Annotated in this window: 18 protein-coding genes and 1 pseudogene; 11 read left to right on the plus strand and 8 right to left on the minus strand. The window is 56.4% G+C overall.

What is annotated here, in order from left to right; translation table 11 throughout:
* Positions 1–81: 81 nt before the first annotated feature.
* The 4 genes and pseudogenes from ACTG2S_RS10900 to ACTG2S_RS10915 all read right to left on the minus strand — a co-directional run bounded on the left by ACTG2S_RS10900 (position 82) and on the right by ACTG2S_RS10915 (position 4,079).
* On the minus strand, positions 82–582 hold the full coding sequence (locus tag ACTG2S_RS10900) for a DUF1993 domain-containing protein (RefSeq protein WP_088821982.1): 501 nt from the start codon (positions 580–582) through the stop codon (positions 82–84).
* A gap of 484 nt (positions 583–1,066) precedes the next feature.
* Positions 1,067–1,180 (minus strand): annotated as a pseudogene (locus tag ACTG2S_RS10905) (IS5/IS1182 family transposase); the annotation flags it as partial.
* Positions 1,181–1,752: 572 nt separating this feature from the next.
* On the minus strand, positions 1,753–3,579 hold the full coding sequence (locus ACTG2S_RS10910) for an ATP-binding protein (protein WP_139731413.1): 1,827 nt from the start codon (positions 3,577–3,579) through the stop codon (positions 1,753–1,755).
* An 8-nt stretch (positions 3,580–3,587) separates the two neighbouring features.
* On the minus strand, positions 3,588–4,079 hold the full coding sequence (locus tag ACTG2S_RS10915) for a molybdopterin-dependent oxidoreductase (RefSeq protein ID WP_005351410.1): 492 nt from the start codon (positions 4,077–4,079) through the stop codon (positions 3,588–3,590).
* 338 nt (positions 4,080–4,417) lie between these two features.
* On the opposite strand from ACTG2S_RS10915, the gene ACTG2S_RS10920 reads away from it, so the two are divergent.
* From ACTG2S_RS10920 to ACTG2S_RS10950, 7 genes are all read left to right on the plus strand, one after another.
* Positions 4,418–4,768 carry an STAS domain-containing protein gene (locus tag ACTG2S_RS10920; protein WP_005333409.1) on the plus strand — a complete coding sequence of 117 codons (351 nt, stop codon included), beginning with the start codon at positions 4,418–4,420 and terminating at the stop codon, positions 4,766–4,768.
* On the plus strand, positions 4,765–5,181 hold the full coding sequence (locus ACTG2S_RS10925) for a hypothetical protein (RefSeq protein ID WP_139407773.1): 417 nt from the start codon (positions 4,765–4,767) through the stop codon (positions 5,179–5,181). Before ACTG2S_RS10920 ends, ACTG2S_RS10925 begins: the two co-directional genes overlap by 4 nt.
* A gap of 18 nt (positions 5,182–5,199) precedes the next feature.
* Positions 5,200–6,609: an SLBB domain-containing protein gene (locus ACTG2S_RS10930; RefSeq protein ID WP_439982501.1), complete on the plus strand. Its 1,410-nt coding sequence runs from the start codon at positions 5,200–5,202 to the stop codon at positions 6,607–6,609.
* Positions 6,606–7,304 (plus strand): SLBB domain-containing protein, encoded by a 699-nt coding sequence (locus tag ACTG2S_RS10935; RefSeq protein ID WP_368225869.1) that lies wholly within the window; start codon positions 6,606–6,608, stop codon positions 7,302–7,304. The genes ACTG2S_RS10930 and ACTG2S_RS10935 overlap by 4 nt, the downstream gene beginning before the upstream one ends.
* A 1-nt stretch (position 7,305) precedes the next feature.
* A complete protein-coding gene (locus ACTG2S_RS10940; protein ID WP_005360129.1) occupies positions 7,306–7,974 on the plus strand; it encodes a tyrosine-protein kinase family protein in 669 nt (222 codons plus the stop codon).
* 23 nt (positions 7,975–7,997) lie between these two features.
* Positions 7,998–9,488, plus strand: a complete 1,491-nt coding sequence (locus tag ACTG2S_RS10945; RefSeq protein ID WP_274160970.1) for a SpoIIE family protein phosphatase — start codon at positions 7,998–8,000, stop codon at positions 9,486–9,488.
* A gap of 80 nt (positions 9,489–9,568) precedes the next feature.
* Complete coding sequence (locus ACTG2S_RS10950; protein WP_274160971.1) at positions 9,569–10,570, plus strand: glycosyltransferase family 4 protein; 1,002 nt, start codon at positions 9,569–9,571, stop codon at positions 10,568–10,570.
* Between the two features lie 291 nt (positions 10,571–10,861).
* On the opposite strand, the gene ACTG2S_RS10955 is transcribed toward ACTG2S_RS10950, so the two are convergent.
* The 3 genes from ACTG2S_RS10955 to ACTG2S_RS10965 are packed head-to-tail and all read right to left on the minus strand — an operon-like array spanning position 10,862 to position 13,783.
* A complete protein-coding gene (locus tag ACTG2S_RS10955) occupies positions 10,862–11,497 on the minus strand; it encodes a sugar transferase (protein WP_005333398.1) in 636 nt (211 codons plus the stop codon).
* Positions 11,494–12,687 carry a glycosyltransferase family 2 protein gene (locus ACTG2S_RS10960; RefSeq protein WP_069527365.1) on the minus strand — a complete coding sequence of 398 codons (1,194 nt, stop codon included), beginning with the start codon at positions 12,685–12,687 and terminating at the stop codon, positions 11,494–11,496. Before ACTG2S_RS10960 ends, ACTG2S_RS10955 begins: the two co-directional genes overlap by 4 nt.
* Positions 12,688–12,718: 31 nt before the next feature.
* The gene (locus ACTG2S_RS10965; RefSeq protein WP_279498180.1) at positions 12,719–13,783 is read right to left on the minus strand and encodes a glycosyltransferase; all 1,065 of its coding nucleotides are present in this window, start codon (positions 13,781–13,783) and stop codon (positions 12,719–12,721) included.
* Between the two features lie 244 nt (positions 13,784–14,027).
* Here ACTG2S_RS10965 and ACTG2S_RS10970 point away from each other — a divergent pair, with 244 nt between their 5' ends.
* From ACTG2S_RS10970 to ACTG2S_RS10985, 4 genes are all read left to right on the plus strand, one after another.
* Entirely contained in the window at positions 14,028–15,443 is a 1,416-nt protein-coding gene (locus ACTG2S_RS10970; RefSeq protein WP_439982503.1) for a GumC family protein, read from the plus strand.
* 351 nt (positions 15,444–15,794) lie between these two features.
* Positions 15,795–16,253, plus strand: a complete 459-nt coding sequence (locus tag ACTG2S_RS10975) for a hypothetical protein (protein WP_439982504.1) — start codon at positions 15,795–15,797, stop codon at positions 16,251–16,253.
* Between the two features lie 90 nt (positions 16,254–16,343).
* Entirely contained in the window at positions 16,344–17,090 is a 747-nt protein-coding gene (locus ACTG2S_RS10980; RefSeq protein WP_439982505.1) for a hypothetical protein, read from the plus strand.
* Between the two features lie 241 nt (positions 17,091–17,331).
* Entirely contained in the window at positions 17,332–17,958 is a 627-nt protein-coding gene (locus ACTG2S_RS10985) for a hypothetical protein (RefSeq protein ID WP_279498183.1), read from the plus strand.
* A gap of 103 nt (positions 17,959–18,061) precedes the next feature.
* On the opposite strand, the gene ACTG2S_RS10990 is transcribed toward ACTG2S_RS10985, so the two are convergent.
* A complete protein-coding gene (locus ACTG2S_RS10990; RefSeq protein ID WP_279498184.1) occupies positions 18,062–18,907 on the minus strand; it encodes a DUF1194 domain-containing protein in 846 nt (281 codons plus the stop codon).
* Between the last annotated feature and the right edge of the window lie 93 nt (positions 18,908–19,000).

Genomic DNA, 19,000 nt, shown 5'->3' on the forward strand with positions numbered 1-19,000 from the left:
ATAGGTAGAATGTCATGATAAAGCTCCGGAGCATAGCTTTTCCGGAGCTGGGTTAATAATGAAACAGCGAGTGTTATTCCATTATCTTAGAAAAGGCAGCTTTCCGATATAATCCATCTTCCCGATCTTGACACCTTTATGTCGAAGGATCGCATATGCTGTCACCATGTGAAAGTAAAAGTTGGGAACTGCGTGTTGGTAGAAATAATCTATACCAAGGAAAGCTCCGGCCCATCCCGGAGGGGCAACTATTCTTTCTTCCCAGCCTGAGAAGTCGCTTTCTTTCATCGATGTGACATATTCGATGGTCTTTTCAATGCTAGCTTTGAGATCCTGGATCGTTTCGTCAGCGTCTTCAAAAACCGGAGCCTGTTTACCGGTTAAGACTGAGGTGGCTAGTCTCGCAGTATCACACGCCATGTGTACCTGACTCGTGAAGGGTAACATATCTGGTGAAAGACGGGCGTTCAAAAGAACGTCTGGTTCAAATTTATTTTCCTCAGCATGCTTTTGTGCCTTATTGATAAGAAGTGATAGATTGCGGAGCGTTTTTGTGAACTGCGTTATTTGTGCATACATCATGAATGTCCTTTTGTATGTAGTGATGTGATGGCGCCCCAGCTTTTCGTAGATAGTTTGGAGCCCGATGGAATTAGTAGGTATGGGATCTAACCTTATATATCCACTCTCGGTTTTTTACCAAGGAATGTTGAAGCTTATCGCTGGTAGCGCATAGCTAGATATATAGTGTTGCATCAACGAGGTTCATTTTTAAATTCTGCTCCAATTCGAATGGATAAATTTAACCACTCTAAAAATTGAATGGAACCACTAAAAATAAAAACCTAATTCTCAATAATGGAAATTAGAGTGGGTTTTACTGCAACATAATTGCTCATCATGGCAGTGAATGTCGGAGGGCTGTTGATCAAATTCTTCGTGGGGTATCTGCTCCCCAAGCCTTCGCGAACACTTGTTCCAATAACTGGTGGGCAGGTAGACCAAGCCCTTTCATCTCGTTCATTTTCTCACACCTGTTAGGTGTCTCGCTCACCTGAGTATTGTTGTCGACGGTCTTGGCGCGCGTGCTGATACAGCTATAGTCCAGCGATTGCAAAGGCCCCGCCATCAATCGGAACAACGTGTTGATGAAGTCTTCCATGGTTCGCAGCGACAACTTGAGCTGACTGCAATATGAAGATGCGATAACCATGTGTGAGCAATGGTAGGAGCGATTCAGTACGGTTGATGCAGTTAAGTGCCTGCTGTGTATCTCGAACAGATTGCTGAAGTGGTAAAATAACAACACCGCAGGGGCAGGGCGTAGGGGTTGATGTCACTCTATGTCAGCTTATGGGTAATTTTTATGTCAACTTATGGGTTATAAAACACTCGTAAGTCACTGATTTATGGTTGTGCGTTATGTCAACTTATGGTTTAGACGACAATTCAATAAGTTAGCTTCCTAACGCCCTTGGTCATCCACTTTGTGTGGACAACGAGGAGCTCATCGATGAATCTCTGGCTCACTCCCCACGGCATCTGGTATTACCGGAAAGTCACCATGCTCCCCTGTGGTCGCCGCAAATAGATCCAAAAATCCCTGCATACCCGAGACAAACTTTGTGCACGCAAAAAGGTGGCCAAGCTGTTTGCTTGCCTGTATGCGTTTCAGACCCAAGCCCATGCAGTTGCCTGCAGACGACAATACGGCCCCAGATGAGCAATCAGTAGCCCGGAATCAGGGGGGGGTTATTGCTTGGTGACACGCAGGGTGGCGTTGTATTTGAGCCGACCATGGGAAATATGTCTGTTTATCTCGCTTAGCAGCGTCTCTTTATTGATGGGCTTGGTGATATACCCGTTCATGCCATGGGAAAGATAGTATTGCTTGGATTCCGGCATCGCATCCGCCGTCAGGGCGATGATGGGGATATCTGCCCAAGGCATCTGTGAGGTGCGGATCCGGGTGGTGGCCACTAGGCCATCCATCACTGGCATCTGGACATCCATCAACACCAGATCAAATTCGGTGTGACCCAGTTTCTCCAGCGCCTCTTCTCCCTGAACGGCCAGTGTGACCTGATGGCCCACGGAGTCGAGCATGGCGCCGATCACCTTGCGGTTGGTGGCATTGTCATCAACCAGCAAGATGCGATAGCTCTCCTGATCCAGCGGCTTGGACGGCAGGCAAACAATCGAGGGGGTCGTGGCTCTGGCGGGCCAGATGTAGGTAAAAGTACTGCCATGTCCCTCGCTGCTCTCTACCGAGATATCGCCGCCCATCAGGCGTGCGAGGTTACGGGATATTTCAAGTCCCAGGCCCGATCCGCCATATTGGCGGGTGATCGAGACATCCGCCTGGGCGAAACGTTGAAACAGGTTCTTTAGCTGACTTTTGCTCATGCCGATCCCTGTGTCCTGGATCGAGATGCGTATCGAGTGGCGATCCTGCTCCAACAGGGTGCTATCGACATGGATCTTTACTTCCCCCTGATGGGTGAACTTGATGGCATTGCTCACCAGGTTGAAGAGGATCTGGCGGACCCTCAGCGGGTCGATCATCAACCACTCCGGCGTATCGGGGGCAACAGTCAGGGTCAGCTTGATCCCTTTTGCATCGCAGTTGCTCTGCATCAGGGCCCGGATATCCTCCAGCAGCTGGGGCAAGTGATGGGGGGCCAGTTGCAGCTCGATCTTGCCCTCTTCCAGCTTGGATACATCCAGAATGTCGTTAAGCAGACCGAGCAGATGGTTTGCCGATTCGCGCGCCGTCTCCAGATAGTCTCGCTCCCTCGGATCCATATCCCGATCGGCCAGCAGTGAGAGCATGCCGAGAATGCCATTCATGGGGGTGCGAATTTCATGGCTCATGTTGGCCAAAAAGCTGCTTTTGGCTCTTGTGCCTGCCTCTGCCGCCTGATTTGCCCGCAGCAGTTTGTCATTGAGCTGCTGCATCAGTTTGTGCTGCAGAAACGAGATATTCATTTGCCGCCAGATCAGCAGGGCGAGCACAAAGAGCAGCGCAAATTGCAGGGTCGCGATGAGTGTCGTCGTGATGATCTGCTCCCTCACGCTGTCGCGACGCGCCACATCAAACAGGGTCGCCTGCTGGTTCACCTCCAGAGTCAGCTGATGGAGCAGGGGGAGCAGGGAGGCAAGCTGTTGGCGCAGCTCCTGATGGGCAAGATTGTCGAGCGGCTTGGTGGCTTCCGGGCCGAGCCAGATATCCGCCAGAGAGATGTAGGATCGAATGGCTTTGCTTGCCTGCTGGTAGATCTCTGTTTGCTGAAGCAGGCTGCGATCCTTGCTCTCCAGCACCAGATCCATGCGGCTGACCAGAATATCGTATCTGAGCTGGAAGGTCGGTTGCGACTCATGGAGCAGCGAGCTTTGAAAACGCAGCGCTTCGTTATAGAGCTGGAAATAGTTCCACATCACGTTGTCTTCGCCCTGGCTGGTACTGCGCTGCAGATCCTGAAATTGCCGGTACTGGATGGTACCAATACCGGCAAAGGCAAGGAGCAGCACACAAAGCACCACAAACAAGAAACGTTGACTGGCCGCCATGGAACGCATGATGGGATCTACTCCACTTTTATCGCACTGATCTGCCAGATAGCCCGACCGTAATAGAGCTTGTTTTGCAGTTCGGGATATTGATCAAACGGATAGACAAGGAACAGCGGCCCTTTGTCGCGCACCGACAGTGGCTTGCCATTGATCGTGCGGGCGAGGATGACCCGATACTGCTCGGCATCGCTTGTTGGCACCTGTACCGAGTAGTCATTGAGCGCGGTAATGGTGAGCTGTTTGCCGGTTGCCCCGACCTTGGCCAATACATCTTGCAGCAGCGGGCCGCGAAAGGTCTTGGCTTCGTCATACCAGGGGGTATGGGTTTTGATTTCGTGTACCGGCAGTTGATCCAGCATGGCGCTGTCCCACAGGGCCAGAGCCTGATGAGTGGGGCTGCTGATGGCGCCTTCAACCTTCAACACGGCGCTGTCAGGGGAGGGGGCTGCGTATGCGGTGCCGCAAAGGGCTGCCAACAGTGGTGCGATATAAAGGCCTGCTTTCATGATCTCTCCTTCCTGGAAAATGGCGGCATGGGGGCCGAGCCAACGGTGGCTTGTGAAGTGTGTCCAAAGGCAAGCAATAATCGGGCCCGGTCTAATGGGTTTGAATTATCAGTCATTTAGCCTGTTATCGGGCGATCTCGGCCCAGGTGAATTGCAGTTTGCAACGTTCGGGGGAGGTTAATTGCAATTTGGCAATCAAAACGAGGAGTGGGTGTCGGTGAATAAGGCGCAAAGAGTATCATTTGGAGAACAAGTGCCGTGGCACTGCCCGGCATAACATTTGCAGCGTGCTGAATGCCGTGACAGCAAATAGTCTGAGAATCGACAAGGAGCTAGCGATGGAAAGCATGACTTACACCCTTAATGATATCCAGGTAGTGGTACTGGAAAACGAGTTTGACGCGATGGCCGTCAGTGAGCTCCGCCCGTTGTTTGAAACCCTCTCGACCCACCCGGGAGATATCCTGGCCGATATCAGCGATGTTCATTTTATCGACTCGTCGGGGATCGGAGCCTTGGTATTTCTCTATAAAAGATTGATTATGAACGGGCATCAGATGGCCCTTGTCTGTGGACCCGGTCAACCTCATGACCTGCTGGAGATGTTGCATATCGACCGGGTGATCCCCTGCCATGAGAGCATCAAGGCCTATATGCGTTCCCGTGGCATGATGGCCGCTGCATCATGAAATGCTTTGGTATCCTGCTCTCGTCCATTCTGCTGTCGGGTTGTGCGCAGTGGCCGCCACAGGGGTATGGCGGCATGGCCGAGGCAAGACCCACCCGTATTCCGGTCAATGAGGATGAACGGCGGGTCTGGTCTCGTTATGATGAGCGTCAGAAGGAACTCGACTTGCAGCTGACGGAATTAAAGCAAGCGAGTCTGCAGGGGTGTATGCCTGCCGAGTTGAAACGACTACAATCTCAACGTATTGATATCGAACGGGATATGCACGGACGGCTCTGGTCGGATGTAGCCTGGCGTCAGACCGTGTTGGCACAATCACTACAACAAGTACGTTTGCGGCTGCAACAGACAACAGCGGATGGCTGTCGTGCTGATTGGTCAGGGCTCCCCTTACGCCAATGGGGGCAGACGTAACAGACGAAAAGGATGTCTATGAAACGGGGCGCTTTCGAAGGATTGATCTGTGTTCTCTTGCTGTTGTTCACCTGCCCGTTACTGGCCTCCACCTTGTTGGCTCCCGGTGATCGGTTGGCCATAGTGCAACCCGGTGAGCCTGCTTTTGATCAGCCTTTCCAGATCAACAAGCAGGGGGAGATTGCACTGCCTGAAGTCGGCAACCTAGTGGTGGGGGGGAAGACCCTGCAACAGGCGGATGAACTGATCCGCACCGCCCTCAAACCTGTTTACAACAACCTCTCTCAATTGACCGTCACCTTGCTGGAGAAGCGGCTGCTGATCAGCGTGATGGGCTATGTCAAAAAACCCGGCAGTTATGATCTGGCGCCCGATGGCAACGTGCAGATGGCCCTCGATGCCGCTGGCGGTCTGGTGCCCGGTGCCCAGCTCAACAATATGCAGGTGCGGCGTGGCAGCACGGTCTTTAGCTTCGACTACAAGCGTTATCTCGATACCGGCGATGCCAGCGTGTTGCCGCCATTGCAATCCCTTGATGTGGTGTTCGTGCCAGCATCCCCTTTGATCGGCAACGTGCAGATTGATTTTGATGCGGCAACCCTGGCGGCAGGCGGGGATGGCGATACCGGCAAGGCGATCAAGGTGTTTGGCGAGGTCAACAGCCCCGGCGCCTTCAGTTTCAAGAGTGGCAACTCCATCGTGGATCTGCTGATGCGAGCCGGTGGAGTGACCCGTTTTGCCGGGGTGGAGCGGATCCGGGTGATCAATGGTGATGCCCCTGAACTGTTCGATCTCAAAGCCTATCTCGACTCCGGCAACAACAAGCTGCTGCCCAATCTGGCGCCGGGCGCCACCATCTTCGTGCCCAAGGATGAAGAGCAGATAAAACGGGGAGCACGCACCATCTACATCATGGGTGAGGTGTTCAAACCCGGTGCCTATGAGGGGCGGGAAGGGGATTCCTTCCTCGATATTCTGGCCAATGCCGGCGGCCCGACCCGCTATGCCGAGAGTCGCCAGATCCGTTTGCTGCGCACCGATGGCACGATCGAACCCATCGACTTGCAGGCCTATACCGAAGGGATGCAAAAGGCGCTGCCGCAAGTCAAACCCGGTGATGCCATCTTTGTGCCGGAAAAGACCGATATCAACGAGAAGTCCTGGTTGAAAGTGGCCCCCGGGCGGGCGGTGATGGTGATGGGGGCGGTGCGGATCCCGGGCCGCTATGAATGGTCTGATGAGATGTCGCTGCTGGATCTGATCGCCCACGCCGGTGGCCCCAACGAGCGGGCCGATATCGCCAAGGTGCAGATCCTGACCGCCGAAGGGGGGCAGGCCACGCCGACCCTGTTTGATCTCGACAAGTTCCTCCATCAGGGGGGGCGCTCGCCAGCCTGCCGAAGATCCGGGCTGGGTTCACCATCATGATCCCCGAGCTGCCCACCGATCCCAGTGACAACAAATCCCAGTGGGTGCGTCAGTCACCGGACAGTTCCATCTATATCTTCGGTCAGGTCGGGGCCCCCGGTCGCTATGCCTTCAATGAGCAGATGGGGTTTATCGACATCCTGTCTGCCGCCGATGGTCCGACTGCGGCGGCGGATCTGCGCAATGTGCGCATCGCCCATCGCAGTGGCAGCACGGCGCGGGTCAGCAAGCTCGACCTTGCCCTCTACTTTGAAACCGGCGATGAAACCTTGCTGCCCAAGGTGCTGCCCGGCGACTCCATCTACCTGCCGGAGAAGAATCGCCCCTGGCTCGACGAGCCCAAGGAGAACACCATTCGGGTGTTGGGGGCGATTGCCCGTCCCGGTCGCTACCGCTTTGACTCCTCCATGACCCTGCTGGATCTGCTGGCAGAGGCAGGGGGCCCGACCAGCAGCGCCTATATCAAGAAGATTGTGGTGATCAACATGGCTACCAGTGGTCAGGGGGATCAGGCCCGCAGCTTCGATCTCGACGGCTTTGCCAAAGAGCCCGACTTTAGCCAGTTGCCGGTGCTGCGTGCAGGGGACACCGTCTTTATCCCTGACAGCAAAAGCAGCAACTGGGCCATTTTCATGGATGGCATGCGCGACATTCTGACCACGATCTCGGTGGTGGCCCTGGTCGGGACGCTTTGATATGAGCATCCCCATTCAATATCTGGAGCTCGAATCCCTCTACGCGGCGACGGTCGCTCGGGGGATCCGCTCGCTGGCGGTCACCTCGTCGGAAGGGGGAGAGGGGGTGAGCTCCATCTGCGATGCGCTGGCAAGGCGCTCGGAGGCGGATGGGCTACGTACCCTGCTGGTGGATCTCAACCTCTATCATCCCGGCCGCGCCACGGCGGTTGCCTGGGGGCCCAATGATGTGCCCGAGCCTGTGGCCACTGGCCGCTCCTTGTCCTTGCTCCCGGCGCCGGGCAAGGATCTGATGGCTTTTCGCAACAAGGATACCTTGCGTCAGTTGCTGGTTCGCTGGCTGGAGCATTACGATGTGGTGATCTTCGATACCTCGCCGCTCACCGCTCTCAATCGGGGCAATATTCCGGCCGATCAGGTGTGTGGGGCCTGTGAAGGGGCGCTGCTGGTGGTACTGGCGGGGGTGACCCCGACGACCGTGGTACAAAGTGCGGTGGATAAACTGACTCGTGCCGAGGCCAATCTGATTGGCGCAGTCTATAACGACAAACTCAACCCGGGGCTGGCCAGCGAGATCCTGCGCGAGCTCAACCGGCTGCCCAGCAACCGGGTGACCGAATGGCTCAAGCGCTGGTGTCGGCGCAGCGCCTTGCTCAATTTCCGGATCTGATCGCCCGCTGATGGAGGCCCGATATGGATGACTGGTTGCGATCTGCTCCGGCAACCCTGCAGTCGGTGCGCGAACTGCGCAACCGGCTGGCGCAGGGACTCTCCCTGTTTCAGGTCTCCCTAAAGGATCAAGCCAACTGGCTGCTCTGTTTCAGTGAGCTGGCTATCAATATCGTCAAGCACGCAACCCCTTCTGCTACCCGGCTCTGGCTCACGCTGAAAGAGGATGAAACGGGCTTGAGTCTGATACTGGAAGATGATGGCGGCCCGCAACCCGGTCTTGCCAGTGCGCCGTTACCCGATGAACTGCAGGAGGGGGGATACGGGCTGGCGCTGGTGCACCAGCTGTTTGCCGAGGTGCACTTCTCTCGCGACGGTGAGCGCAATCGCGTGACTCTTCGCCAGCAGGGCCCGGTCAACCAACTGCCGGTGCTTGCGGTGATCGACGATGACAAGGTGATGCGTGCCCTGCTCACCGCCTATCTCCATGAGCACTACTGGGTTGAAAGTTATGCCGACTCCCATGCCGCCCTGCTGGCGCTCAGAAAGCAGCCCCCCGCGCTGGTGCTCTCCGATATCGAGATGGAGGGGATCGATGGCTTTGGGCTGCGCCAGCAGTTGATGAAGGATCCCAAGATGAAGGGGGTGCCCTTTATCTTCCTGACCGGTCATCAGGATCAGTGGACCCAGAGTCGGGCAGGGGCGCTGGGGATCGATGACTTTCTGGTCAAACCCATCACCAAGCAGGACCTGTTGCTGGCGGTTTCGCGGGTGCTGCAACGCTCGGAGCAACTCAAGTCGCAATGGGGCGAGCAGCTGGATCAGCGTATGACCTCGGCGCTGCGCCCGTTATTGCCCGCCACCTCGATAGGGGGATACCAGCTGGCGTTGCAAACCCGCGCGGCTACTGTGGGGGGCGGGGACTTTCTGCTGGTCAAGGATCGGGTGTTGTGGCTCGGGGATGTGATGGGCCACGATGCGGAAGCCAAGTTTTTTGCCCATGCCTATGCCGGTTATCTGCGCGGCTTGCTGACGGCGCACGATCTGGAGCGCGCCCCCGCCCGTTTGCTGACCATCTTGTCCAATGCGGTTCACAGTGATCCGCTCCTCGGGGCTACCCTGCTCACCACCCTCTGCATTGAACTCGGCAACGAGGGGCGGGTGCAGTGGGCCAGCGCGGGCCACCCGGCGCCCTGGCTGGTCGGGCCCGGCACCATCCGTCAGGTCGGCGTGACCGGCCCCTTGCCCGGTTTGCGCCCGGATCCCCACTTCGTGACCAATGAGCGTCAGCTCAAGCCCGGCGAGCTCCTGCTGTTCTGGACCGATGGCCTGCTCGATAGCCGTGATGCAGCAGAGCGCCAGCGCTGGGAGTCGCAGCTAAAAGAGATTTGCCTGACTTCGGGGCCCTGTCTTGAGCAACTGGCTCATCGCATTGCCCGCTGGTTTGATGAGCGCATCAATGATGCCGCCCTCGATGACATGACCCTCTTGCTGGTCGCCTGTCCCGGCGCCTGATCCTGCCCCTCTTTGCCTGACTGGCCCGCTCTATGCAGAACCTCATTTCAGGTGGCATGGAGCCACGGGAGGAGGGCCTTATGTTACCCATGCAGCAGATCTGGCTGGCCATCGATGCGCGTCAGGTCGGTGGAATAGAAGTTCACATTATCCACTTGGCCAACGATCTGCTGGCCAGAGGATTTCGCCCCACCATAGTGCTGGTGAGCAACCACGGCATGACCCCCTTTACGACCCTGCTCAAACAACAGGGCTTGCCCTACGAGGTGTGCCACAACAGCCGCGACTTTATGCGCCGTCTGGCCCGCCAGCCGGCTTCTGTGCTGATCCACACCCACGGCTACAAGGCCGGGGTGCTGGGGCGGCTGACAGCCTGGTTTACCGGTAAATCGGTGGTCTCGACCTTTCACAGCGGGGATGACGGGGAGGGATTGCTGAAGTTTTACAGCTGGCTGGATCGCACTACAGCGCGTTTTGCGAAGTGTATTGCAGTAAGCGAGCCCATCGCTCGCAAATTGCCTGTGCCAAGCACGGTGATCAGCAACTTTGTCCCCATGCCTGCGACGCCGGCATCGGTAACTGGCAACCGGATCGCCTTTGTCGGCCGCCTCTCGCCGGAAAAGGGGCCGGAGGCATTCTGCCAGCTGGCCGCCTTCTGCCCGGACGGAGCGCTTCATCTCTACGGGGATGGCCCCATGAAAAGCGCCTTGTTGCAGCAGTATGGTGATCGCGTCCAGCTTCATGGTTTCAAGAACATGGCCAATGAGTGGCACAACATCGACCTGCTCTGCATCACCTCCCGCTTTGAAGGGTTGCCGCTGGTGGCCCTGGAGGCGATGGCTCACGGCATACCTGTCTGTACCTTTGCGGTGGGGGGCCTGGTCAATCTGATCGACCATAAATCCAATGGCTGGTTGGTGGAGCCCGGCCATGTGCGGGATATGGCGGAGCTGGTCAACTACTGGCTGCGCAGCGATGGGGGGGTGCGCAGCAAAATGAGTCAGGCGGCGCGCAACACCATAGCCCGCGGGTACAGCGTCAACAACAGGGTGACCGATATTCTGGCCGTCTACGGCGCCTGAATCACGGAGAAACCTGTCAAAACGAGTGGCCGCTGGCTACTCGTTTTTTTATGTGCCGGTGTTAGAGGTAGCAGGAGGCGGATTGCTTCGGTGATCACGCAACGCTCGGGTTTCTGCAGTGGGTCACGCGGATATCAGGCCTGTGGATGGATAGGGCCAGATGATGGCGACCAGGCCGCTGGCTTCTCAGTGATCACCGCGGACGTGCCACAACGATGCGCCATAAAAAAGGCCATTGCAGTGGCAATGGCCTGAGGGTCTCGAGGTGTGGTTGAGGTTGGTGCGGCGGGATTAGCGCCCCTTTTTGCCAACCATGATGGCGATCGTCTTGCCAATGATATGTACATCCTGCACTAGCCAGCGCCAGGGGTGGAGCAGGGCGACCGAGTAGGCCAGATCGAACGCCAGCTTGCTGCGCACATCATCCAGCGACTCGTCGTAACCCTGATTGACCTGTGCCAGACCGGTAATGCCGGGGGCCACTTCATAGGTGCGTTCGATAAAGTACGGCACCGCATCTTCCAGCCGGTTGGCGATCCCGGGTCGCTCCGGACGGGGGCCGATCAGCGACATCTCCCCCTTGAGCACATTGATAAACTGCGGCAGCTCATCGAGCCGGGTTTTGCGCAGAAAGTCGCCGCTGCGGGTGATCCGGCTGTCCCCCTTGCCACACCAGACCGGCCCGGTGGCCGCCTCGGCGTCGGCGCGCATGGTGCGAAACTTGATCATGAAAAAGAGCTCGGTATGGGTGGCGTGGCTGCGCCCGATCCGCAGCTGACGAAAGAACACAGGCCCCGGGCTATCGAGCCGGATGGCCAGCATGATCAGCGGCCACAGTGGCAGCGTCAGCAGCAGGCCAAGAGTGGCACCGAGCAGATCCATGCTGCGTTTGACCACCAGGGTCAATCTTGGAATGGGGTGTGTCATACGGCTTTCTCCTGTGACATGAAACGTATGGGGGCGCGCAGGCAGTAGCGCAGGGTGCCCATGCCGTTGTACCAGTGTCCGAGTACCAGATAGTGGATCTTGCGAAACAGATTGGGCCAGGGGTGCACAGGGGTCAGCTGGATCAGGATGACCAGCAGATACCCCAGCAGTTGCAGCCCCAGCAACAGCTGAAACAGCAGGGATTGGGTGGCCAGCGGGATGGCGCAGAGCCACAGCAGGGTCAGGCAGAGCGGCATCAACACCCGCAGCCCCTTGCCACTGGCAAAGTTGAAGGCAACCCAGCCGAACTTGGGGTGTAACAGGGGCAGCAACCGCAGCAGCTGCTGGGTGTTGCCGGCCCCGATCCGCTTGCGCCGTGTCGCCTCCAGCGCGGCATTGGAAACTTCCAGCTCCAGTGCGGCGCAGCGATTGTCATAGACAGCGCGATACCCCTTGGCGATGGCCTGCATCGGCAGGATGAAATCGTCGTTGATGGTATCGGCAGCCAGCGGGGTGAGGCACTCCCGGCGCATCATGTAAAAGGCCCCGTGAGCCCCCAGCATGCCGCCAAGGGCCGACTCGCAGAGTTTGATCTGGCTTTGATAGTGCCAGTAACTCTCCTCGCCCTGGGAGCCCGGTTGCCAGAAGCGGTACGCTTCCCCGACCACCCCTACCTTGGGATCGGCAAAATGGGCGACCGCCAGCAGCAGGCTGTCGATGGGCAGCAGGGCCGAGACATCGGTGAGGGCCACCAGATCGCTGTGTACCCGGGTCATGGCCTCGTTGAGCACGGCGACCTTGCCGCGATTGCGGGGGTGATCAAACAGCCTGATCTGCAACTGCTGCAGGGCGGGATCACCGAGCTGGCTTAGCGCAATGGGGTAGCTGTTGTCGCTGCAACCATCGAAATGCACATGCACCCACAGCTTGTCGGCGGGGTAATCGAGGCTGGCGAGGTTTTGCAGCTTGGCCGCGATGGTCGCCGCCTCGTTGTAGACCGGCATCAACAGGGTGATGGTCGGCAGCGCCTCATCGGTGGCGTCTGTTTTGAACCCTCGATCCAGAGGGCGCGGTGGATTGGCAACCTTGCGCGCCTGCCGACCACCAAATTTGAGCAGCAGGGGATAGCCGACATGGTGGTAGACCACCAGTACAGCGCACAGCCAGAACACGATCATGATCCATTCCATGGGATGCTCCTCTGGTCATCGGGTCGCTTGATCAGCGGCTGTAAAGCTGCTGATAGGCCTGAGCCATCCGGCTCAAGCTGCTTTGCTGGCACACAAACTCACGGGTGACGGCACGCAGGCTATGGCACTGCAGCAACCCTTGTGCCAGAAGCTGGGCAAGGCGGCCGGGATCCCTCTCCGACAGGATATGACCGCTGGCCTGGCAGACGATCTCTCTGGCCGCCCCCACATCGCTCATCACCACCGGCACCCCGCACGCCTGTGCTTCCAGCACGCAGAGCGGCATCCCCTCCGCCAGTGAGGGGAGACAGAAGAGATCCAGCCCCTGATAGAAGCGCGGCATGTTTTCGACCAGCCCGAGAAAATGGACCCGATGGGCGATCCCCAGTTGCTGACACTGTTGTTGCAACGCATTTTGCAAACTGCCGACCCCTGCCAACGCAAGATGCACCTCCTCCGGCAGGGTGCGGATCGCCTCCAGCAGCAAGGTGTGACCCTTGACCGACTCAAGGCGGGCGGCGCAGCCAATCAACTTGACCCCCAGCGGCAGCCCCATCTCCTGACGTGCGAGGGCGGAGGCGCCCGGGGCAAAGCGCCGCTCATCGATGCCGTTGGGGATCACGGTTGGCGACAACTGGCCCAGCTTGGCCAGCAGCTGGTTGGCCACCGGCGTGGCATCGGCCACCAGAATGGGTTTGAAGGCGCGCAGCCCCCACAGGGCCAGCATGCGCTGATGGGGATCATCGAGATACCAAGCATCGTGCTCTGTGTGTACCAGGGTGGGCACCCGGGCCAGCCGACTGGCCAGACCGCCATAGAGCATGGGCCCCAGATGGTGGGTATGTACCGCGACGGGCTTGAGTTGGCGCAGCAGCCGGGTGAGCCGCCAGAGGGTCGCCAGCGACCAGCCCGCGGGCTTTTCCAGACAGTGAATGTGGCCCGCGAAGGGATACAGGGCGGGCCACGCCCTTAGCACATCCCCTTTGCGCCCTTCGAGGGAGATGATATGCACCGGTTGCTCGGCAGGGCTTGCCTGCGTGAGGTTGAGCACCATGGTCTCTAGCCCGCCGGGCTGCAGGTGCTGCACTATTTGCACGACAGGTTGCACGACAGACTGAACGACGGGCTGGGCGCTGGCGCTCCCGCGGGGATGGGGTCTGTGCGACGGGGTTGGTGACAACATGGTTCGCGCTCCGGCAAGGGAAGGGGTAACACCCCGGATAGCGGGAGAATGCGAATCTTGTACCACTCTTGCGATCTGCCCACAGAGGCGATCAGCTCCTCTGGTGGCATTGCCTTTGCATCGTGCGGGGGGAGGGCTTTTCTCAGGGAGTGATGCCATGCCTGTCCAGTTCTATTACAACCTCTACATCATTCTCTTTGCCGCCTGGCGCCGTCGTTATCTGCTGGTGATCCCGGTACTGGTGATGCCGCTGGTGGGCGTGACGGTCGGCCTGCTCACCCCCAAGGAGTATGAGAGCCGCACCACCTTTATGGTGCCGCAAGATGCCAACCAGACCCCGACCCTCAAGGATCTGATCACTCAGGAGAGTCTCAAGGATCGCTTTGCGGTGCTCGAAGCCCTGTTGCGCAGTCGTTATGTGCTCGATGGCGTGGCGCGGGATCGCGGTCTGGTCAATGACGAGACCCCGCTAGCTCAGCGCGATGCCATCATGGACTGGCTCTCGAGTGCCGTCTCGCTGCGGCTGATCGGCGATGAGGTGATCGAGATAAAGGTAAAAGCGGATTCGGCGGCCAACAGCGCCGGTTTGCTCGAAGCCATTTCGCGGCGCTTTTTCTTCAACCTGCTTAGCAAGGGGCGCCAGTCGGCGGAATCGTCCGAACGTTTCCTGCAAAGCCAGCTCGACAGCCGGCGCAGCGAATTGCAAGCGGCTGAGCAGCTGCTCGCCGACTTCAAACGGGAGCATGCCAGCGCCTTGCCCCAGCAGCAGAGTACCAACGTCGCCCGTCTCTATGGCTTGCAGGAGCGTTATGCCGAGAGCCTGATCACCCTGCAGCAGGCCAAGGCCAGGGTCGATCAGCTATCGCTGGGGCAGGAGAGCCAGCTGGCCCGCCAACTGGATGAGAAGCTGCAGCTGATGCGCACCGAGCTGGTGTTGCTGCGGGCCCGCTACAGCGACGAGCACAGCAAGGTGCAGAGTCTGCGCTATCAGATTGATCAGTTGCAGCAGGAGTTCGAGCAGCTCAAATCCCAGCCGGATATGGCCCGCGGGCCCGAGTGGCAGCTGGCCCAGACACAGTTGACGGAGGCGGAGCAAAACGCCGCCGGCCTGAAGAGCCAGCTGGATGGGCTGGACAAGGTGGTCGACTCCCAGGGGGATACCGAGCGCCAACTCGCCGAGCTGGAGCGGGATTTGGCGGTCAAGCGCACCCTCTATCAGGATTTGCTGCTGCGCTATGAGAAGGCCAAGGTGACCGGCGATCTGGGCAACTTCGAGCAGGGGGAGCGGATCAAGGTGATCGACAAACCCTTTGCCCCCAGCAAGCCGAGCAACTACCCGCTCTGGCTGTTTTTGCTGGCGGGCATTGTTGGCGGGTTGGGGTTGGGCTGTGGTCTGGCGCTGGTGGCCGAACTGGCGGATGCCAGCCTGCGCCGCTCCGATCAGCTGGCCGCCCTGGTCAAGGCGCCGGTGCTAAGCCGCATTCCCTACTGCGAGCCGGTGCCGGACTATCCATCCCACAGTGATCAGGCGCTGGATGGGCAGGTGCTGCCCATGTCACCGGAACCGGGTTGATTGCCGTAAAAACGGGCTGCCAGCCTGAATCTGGATATTTCTGAAAAGGCCTTGTGATAAGGCCTTTTTTATATTGTACGGATGGTGGAGTAAACATCGCGGCAAGCCAATAAAAGCGGATATAGGCTTCATTTTCTGCTTACGTTTCTTGACGGTAGTTTTACCCAGTGGTACAAGTGGAGCCGGCGCAAGACGTTGATAATACACTTATAAATCAGAAACCGGTCGGTAATCTGTGATTTTAAAATGAGTTAGGGGTTGTGATGACGAGTGGTAGTGCGGAGTTAGATGGAAGGCGCTACTAACACATTAATAGTGCTTTCTATCTAATTACTGTTAGGCTAATAAATTATGGCATGCATCTTTGAGATTAAATTGGGCGCACCAGAAGTTATCGCAATTCTGGCTCTGCTCGTAGCTGGGCTATCTGCACTGTATGCTCGCTGGTCATGGCGCGAGGCTAGAAGGGCTAATCAAATAAGTTTACTTGGTCATAAAAAAGAAATTTACGATGCTTTTTTCGAACTAAAAATGCACATGACACAAAAAGCGGAGTATGCCGAACTGAGCGAAGTATCTAAGTTTTACTATCATTCGAAGAATTCCAAATTTTATCTCCCAAATGATTTAGCCAAAAGCAATGAAAAGTACTTCGATGCATGCCTTCGGATCTCAGATATTCATCGAAAATATGGCGGCATATCAAAAGATAATATCGGTGAGTTCAAGCAACACATAGATGCAGAGAAAGAGCTCGCACCAAGGATCGAAAAAGAGATAATTACCCTACTTCAAGAGGCAAAGCTTTAATGCTCACCTCGTTAGTTGGACACGTAAAAGATCAGATTTTTCGTACAGGTTAGCTCAGCGTTATTAATTTCTTTGCCATAGGAGTAATTCATGAATAATTTTTTACAAAAACTAAGTGCTTATTCTCGTGGATTGAATGAAGTAATGAACGACCCTAAGTTCATAGATGGTATTAAGCAGCTTCATAATGAAATGAGCTATCTCGTTAATGATCTTCCCGATGATATAGCTGAAGTTACCGTCGAATTGATGGAACGAGGATGGTTCATTTACTTTCTTGACGATGACACTGATCATTTCCAAGAGAAGCGATCTGCTCTAATTAATCAATCTGAAGAAAGTCAAGAAAATTACCTTACATCATACATTAGAAATTATGGTGGTCAGATCAGGCAGTTTTTAATTGAAGAGTTTCCCAATAGAGCAGCACAAATAGATGATGCTTTTAAGGCTCATGACGCTGGCTTGTATTATTGCTCAATACCAACATTGTTAGCTTTGTCTGAAGGTATAGGAAGAGATCTTTATGGGGTAGGTTTATATGCAAAGGTTAAGATGCAGCCTGTCTTTAATAAAGTTATAGAACAAATGGAGGGTTTGGAGGTTTTCCATGAAATGGTGTTAAAGCCGCTTACTGTAAAGAGTAAAGTAACCGAAAAAATTAATGAGCCAACAGATGAAGATAAACGTTTTTTGAACCGGCATTTGATTATTCATGGTAGCTCAGAAAAATATGGTAGTGAATTGAATAGCCTCAAGTCTATTAGCCTTGTTTATTACGTTGCATGTTCCTTGCTCCATTTGCGAGAACAAAATACAGCTCGTAGGTTCGATTAGCCGGTAGGCGTAATCGGACGCTCGCGGTAAAATTCCATGTCAATACGCAATAACGTCACGACCGGTGCAAGTTCGAGAGTAAGTTTTTTGGGGTGGGGCGAAGTGGCAATCTGGGAGGGGGTTGGTGAGTTAAGTAAAAAGACCGCGAACGTCCGATTACGCTGCGCTAATCGAACCTACAGCCCTTGCTTCCGGAAAATATCGAATGCTGCAAGGCAGCTTATTTCAAACGTGAGGATTGATGAATCAACCCATGGCGCTCACTGATGACTACACGTTTTGCGTCGCAGGCACCGGTACGGAATACCGCTTGTGCGCTCCCTATCTGCTCCCCGAAGCGGTAGACCCAATAGCCATGCAGGCTGCTGCCAATCAGTCCCTCGACCTAAATCCCTGTGCTGCATTGTCACGAGCTGCTTCAAGAGCTCGGAGCGCTGCCGCCTTTATGTTGCTATGTGTGGGACGAGCCGCGCAGGCAGAAGCCATTCTCCAAGAGGTGATCTCCGCGCAGATGGTTTCAGAGGACGATGTTGCTCGCGTTAGCTCAGAACTACGCCTGGTGCAGGTTTTGCAGCGGCTCGATCGTGCAGATGAAGCTGTCAGCTTGGCCACCCAAGTAGTTTGTCGGTTGCAACCAAAATCACTTATGCGGCATTTCGCACTGCATCATCTTGGCAAGGCTCTCGTACAGACTGGTGCCTATGATAATGCTCGCGCCGTGCTGTCAGAGGCGCTCTCTCTACGCCAGGCGCTGGGCAAGAGTGAACTTATCGCATCCACTCTGGAGGCGTTATCGTTGTTGCCCTCAGAAGAACAAGCGGTGCAGCATCCATATGGTCAGACCTGGCATATTGGTCAATCGGGCTAATGTCGTCAGGGCGACTAGCTTTTGCGCTCTGCATTCAGATCATCACTGCCACAAAAAAATCAGGGAGCCATAGCTCCCTAATCGCAACACACGGGGTGATTAACTAGCCGATGGCGGATGCCAGTTGCCCGTTGGCGGGCTGCAGGCGTCCTTGGTTACGGCGTTGATAGCGCCAGGCCAGCAGTAGCGGCATACCGAGCAGCAGCTGGGCGGCCAGCGGGATCTCCTCGATGGGGGCGGCCAGTGCCCCTTCCGGAATAATGCCCCCCTCAATTTCGGCCGCCAGTTTGAGCTCCAGCGCATTGCCAAAGTCGGCGAAGGTGGTGGCATTGATCACAAACGCATCCTGACCGCCCGCCACGTTCTCCACATACCACTCTTGCAGTACCCCATCGGCATAGTCCTGACCTATGGTGATGCCGTTGATGGTATCGATGCCGGAGGCGAGCAGTTGATCCCGCACGGTGGCGGTATCCAGCCCTGCGTTCTGGATCCCGTCACCCGACACATCCATCACCTGGCGGGCGGCGGTGAAGTCGTTGGTATCAAATTGCAAGCCACCAAAGGCCATGGCCGAACCGGGGGCCGTCATCCCCGCATAGGGGCGTACCAGGGCATCCAGGGTGGCGGCGAAGTTGTTGATGGAGGTCATGTCGTAGAGGTGGAACCAGTCGGTCATCACGCTCTGCTGGGTCGAGCCGCTCCACATGATCATCTGCACGGCGATGGAGCCCAGCTTACCGCCGCTGGTGTCGAGGATGGCGCTCTGTACCTCCTGACTGTAAAAGGCGTCCACATAGCCCTGTAACTGCAAATTGAATTCCGATGAACTGACGCTGCCCGACACATCCATCAGCAGTTGCAGTTCGGTATCGACTTCGGTCAAGGCGTATGCGGGGGAGGTTACCAACAACATCCCCAGCAGCCCTGCCAACGGTTTGAGTTTCATTGCTCACTCCTTCTCCCTGGCGCTAGTGCCAGAAGGGGGAATGAATAAAGCGTGCCAGCTTGGCTAATCCTCTGACTTGGCTTGATCCGGGTG

The organism is Aeromonas sp. 82P (genome assembly GCF_051919365.1).
GTDB classification, from domain to species: domain Bacteria; phylum Pseudomonadota; class Gammaproteobacteria; order Enterobacterales; family Aeromonadaceae; genus Aeromonas; species Aeromonas veronii.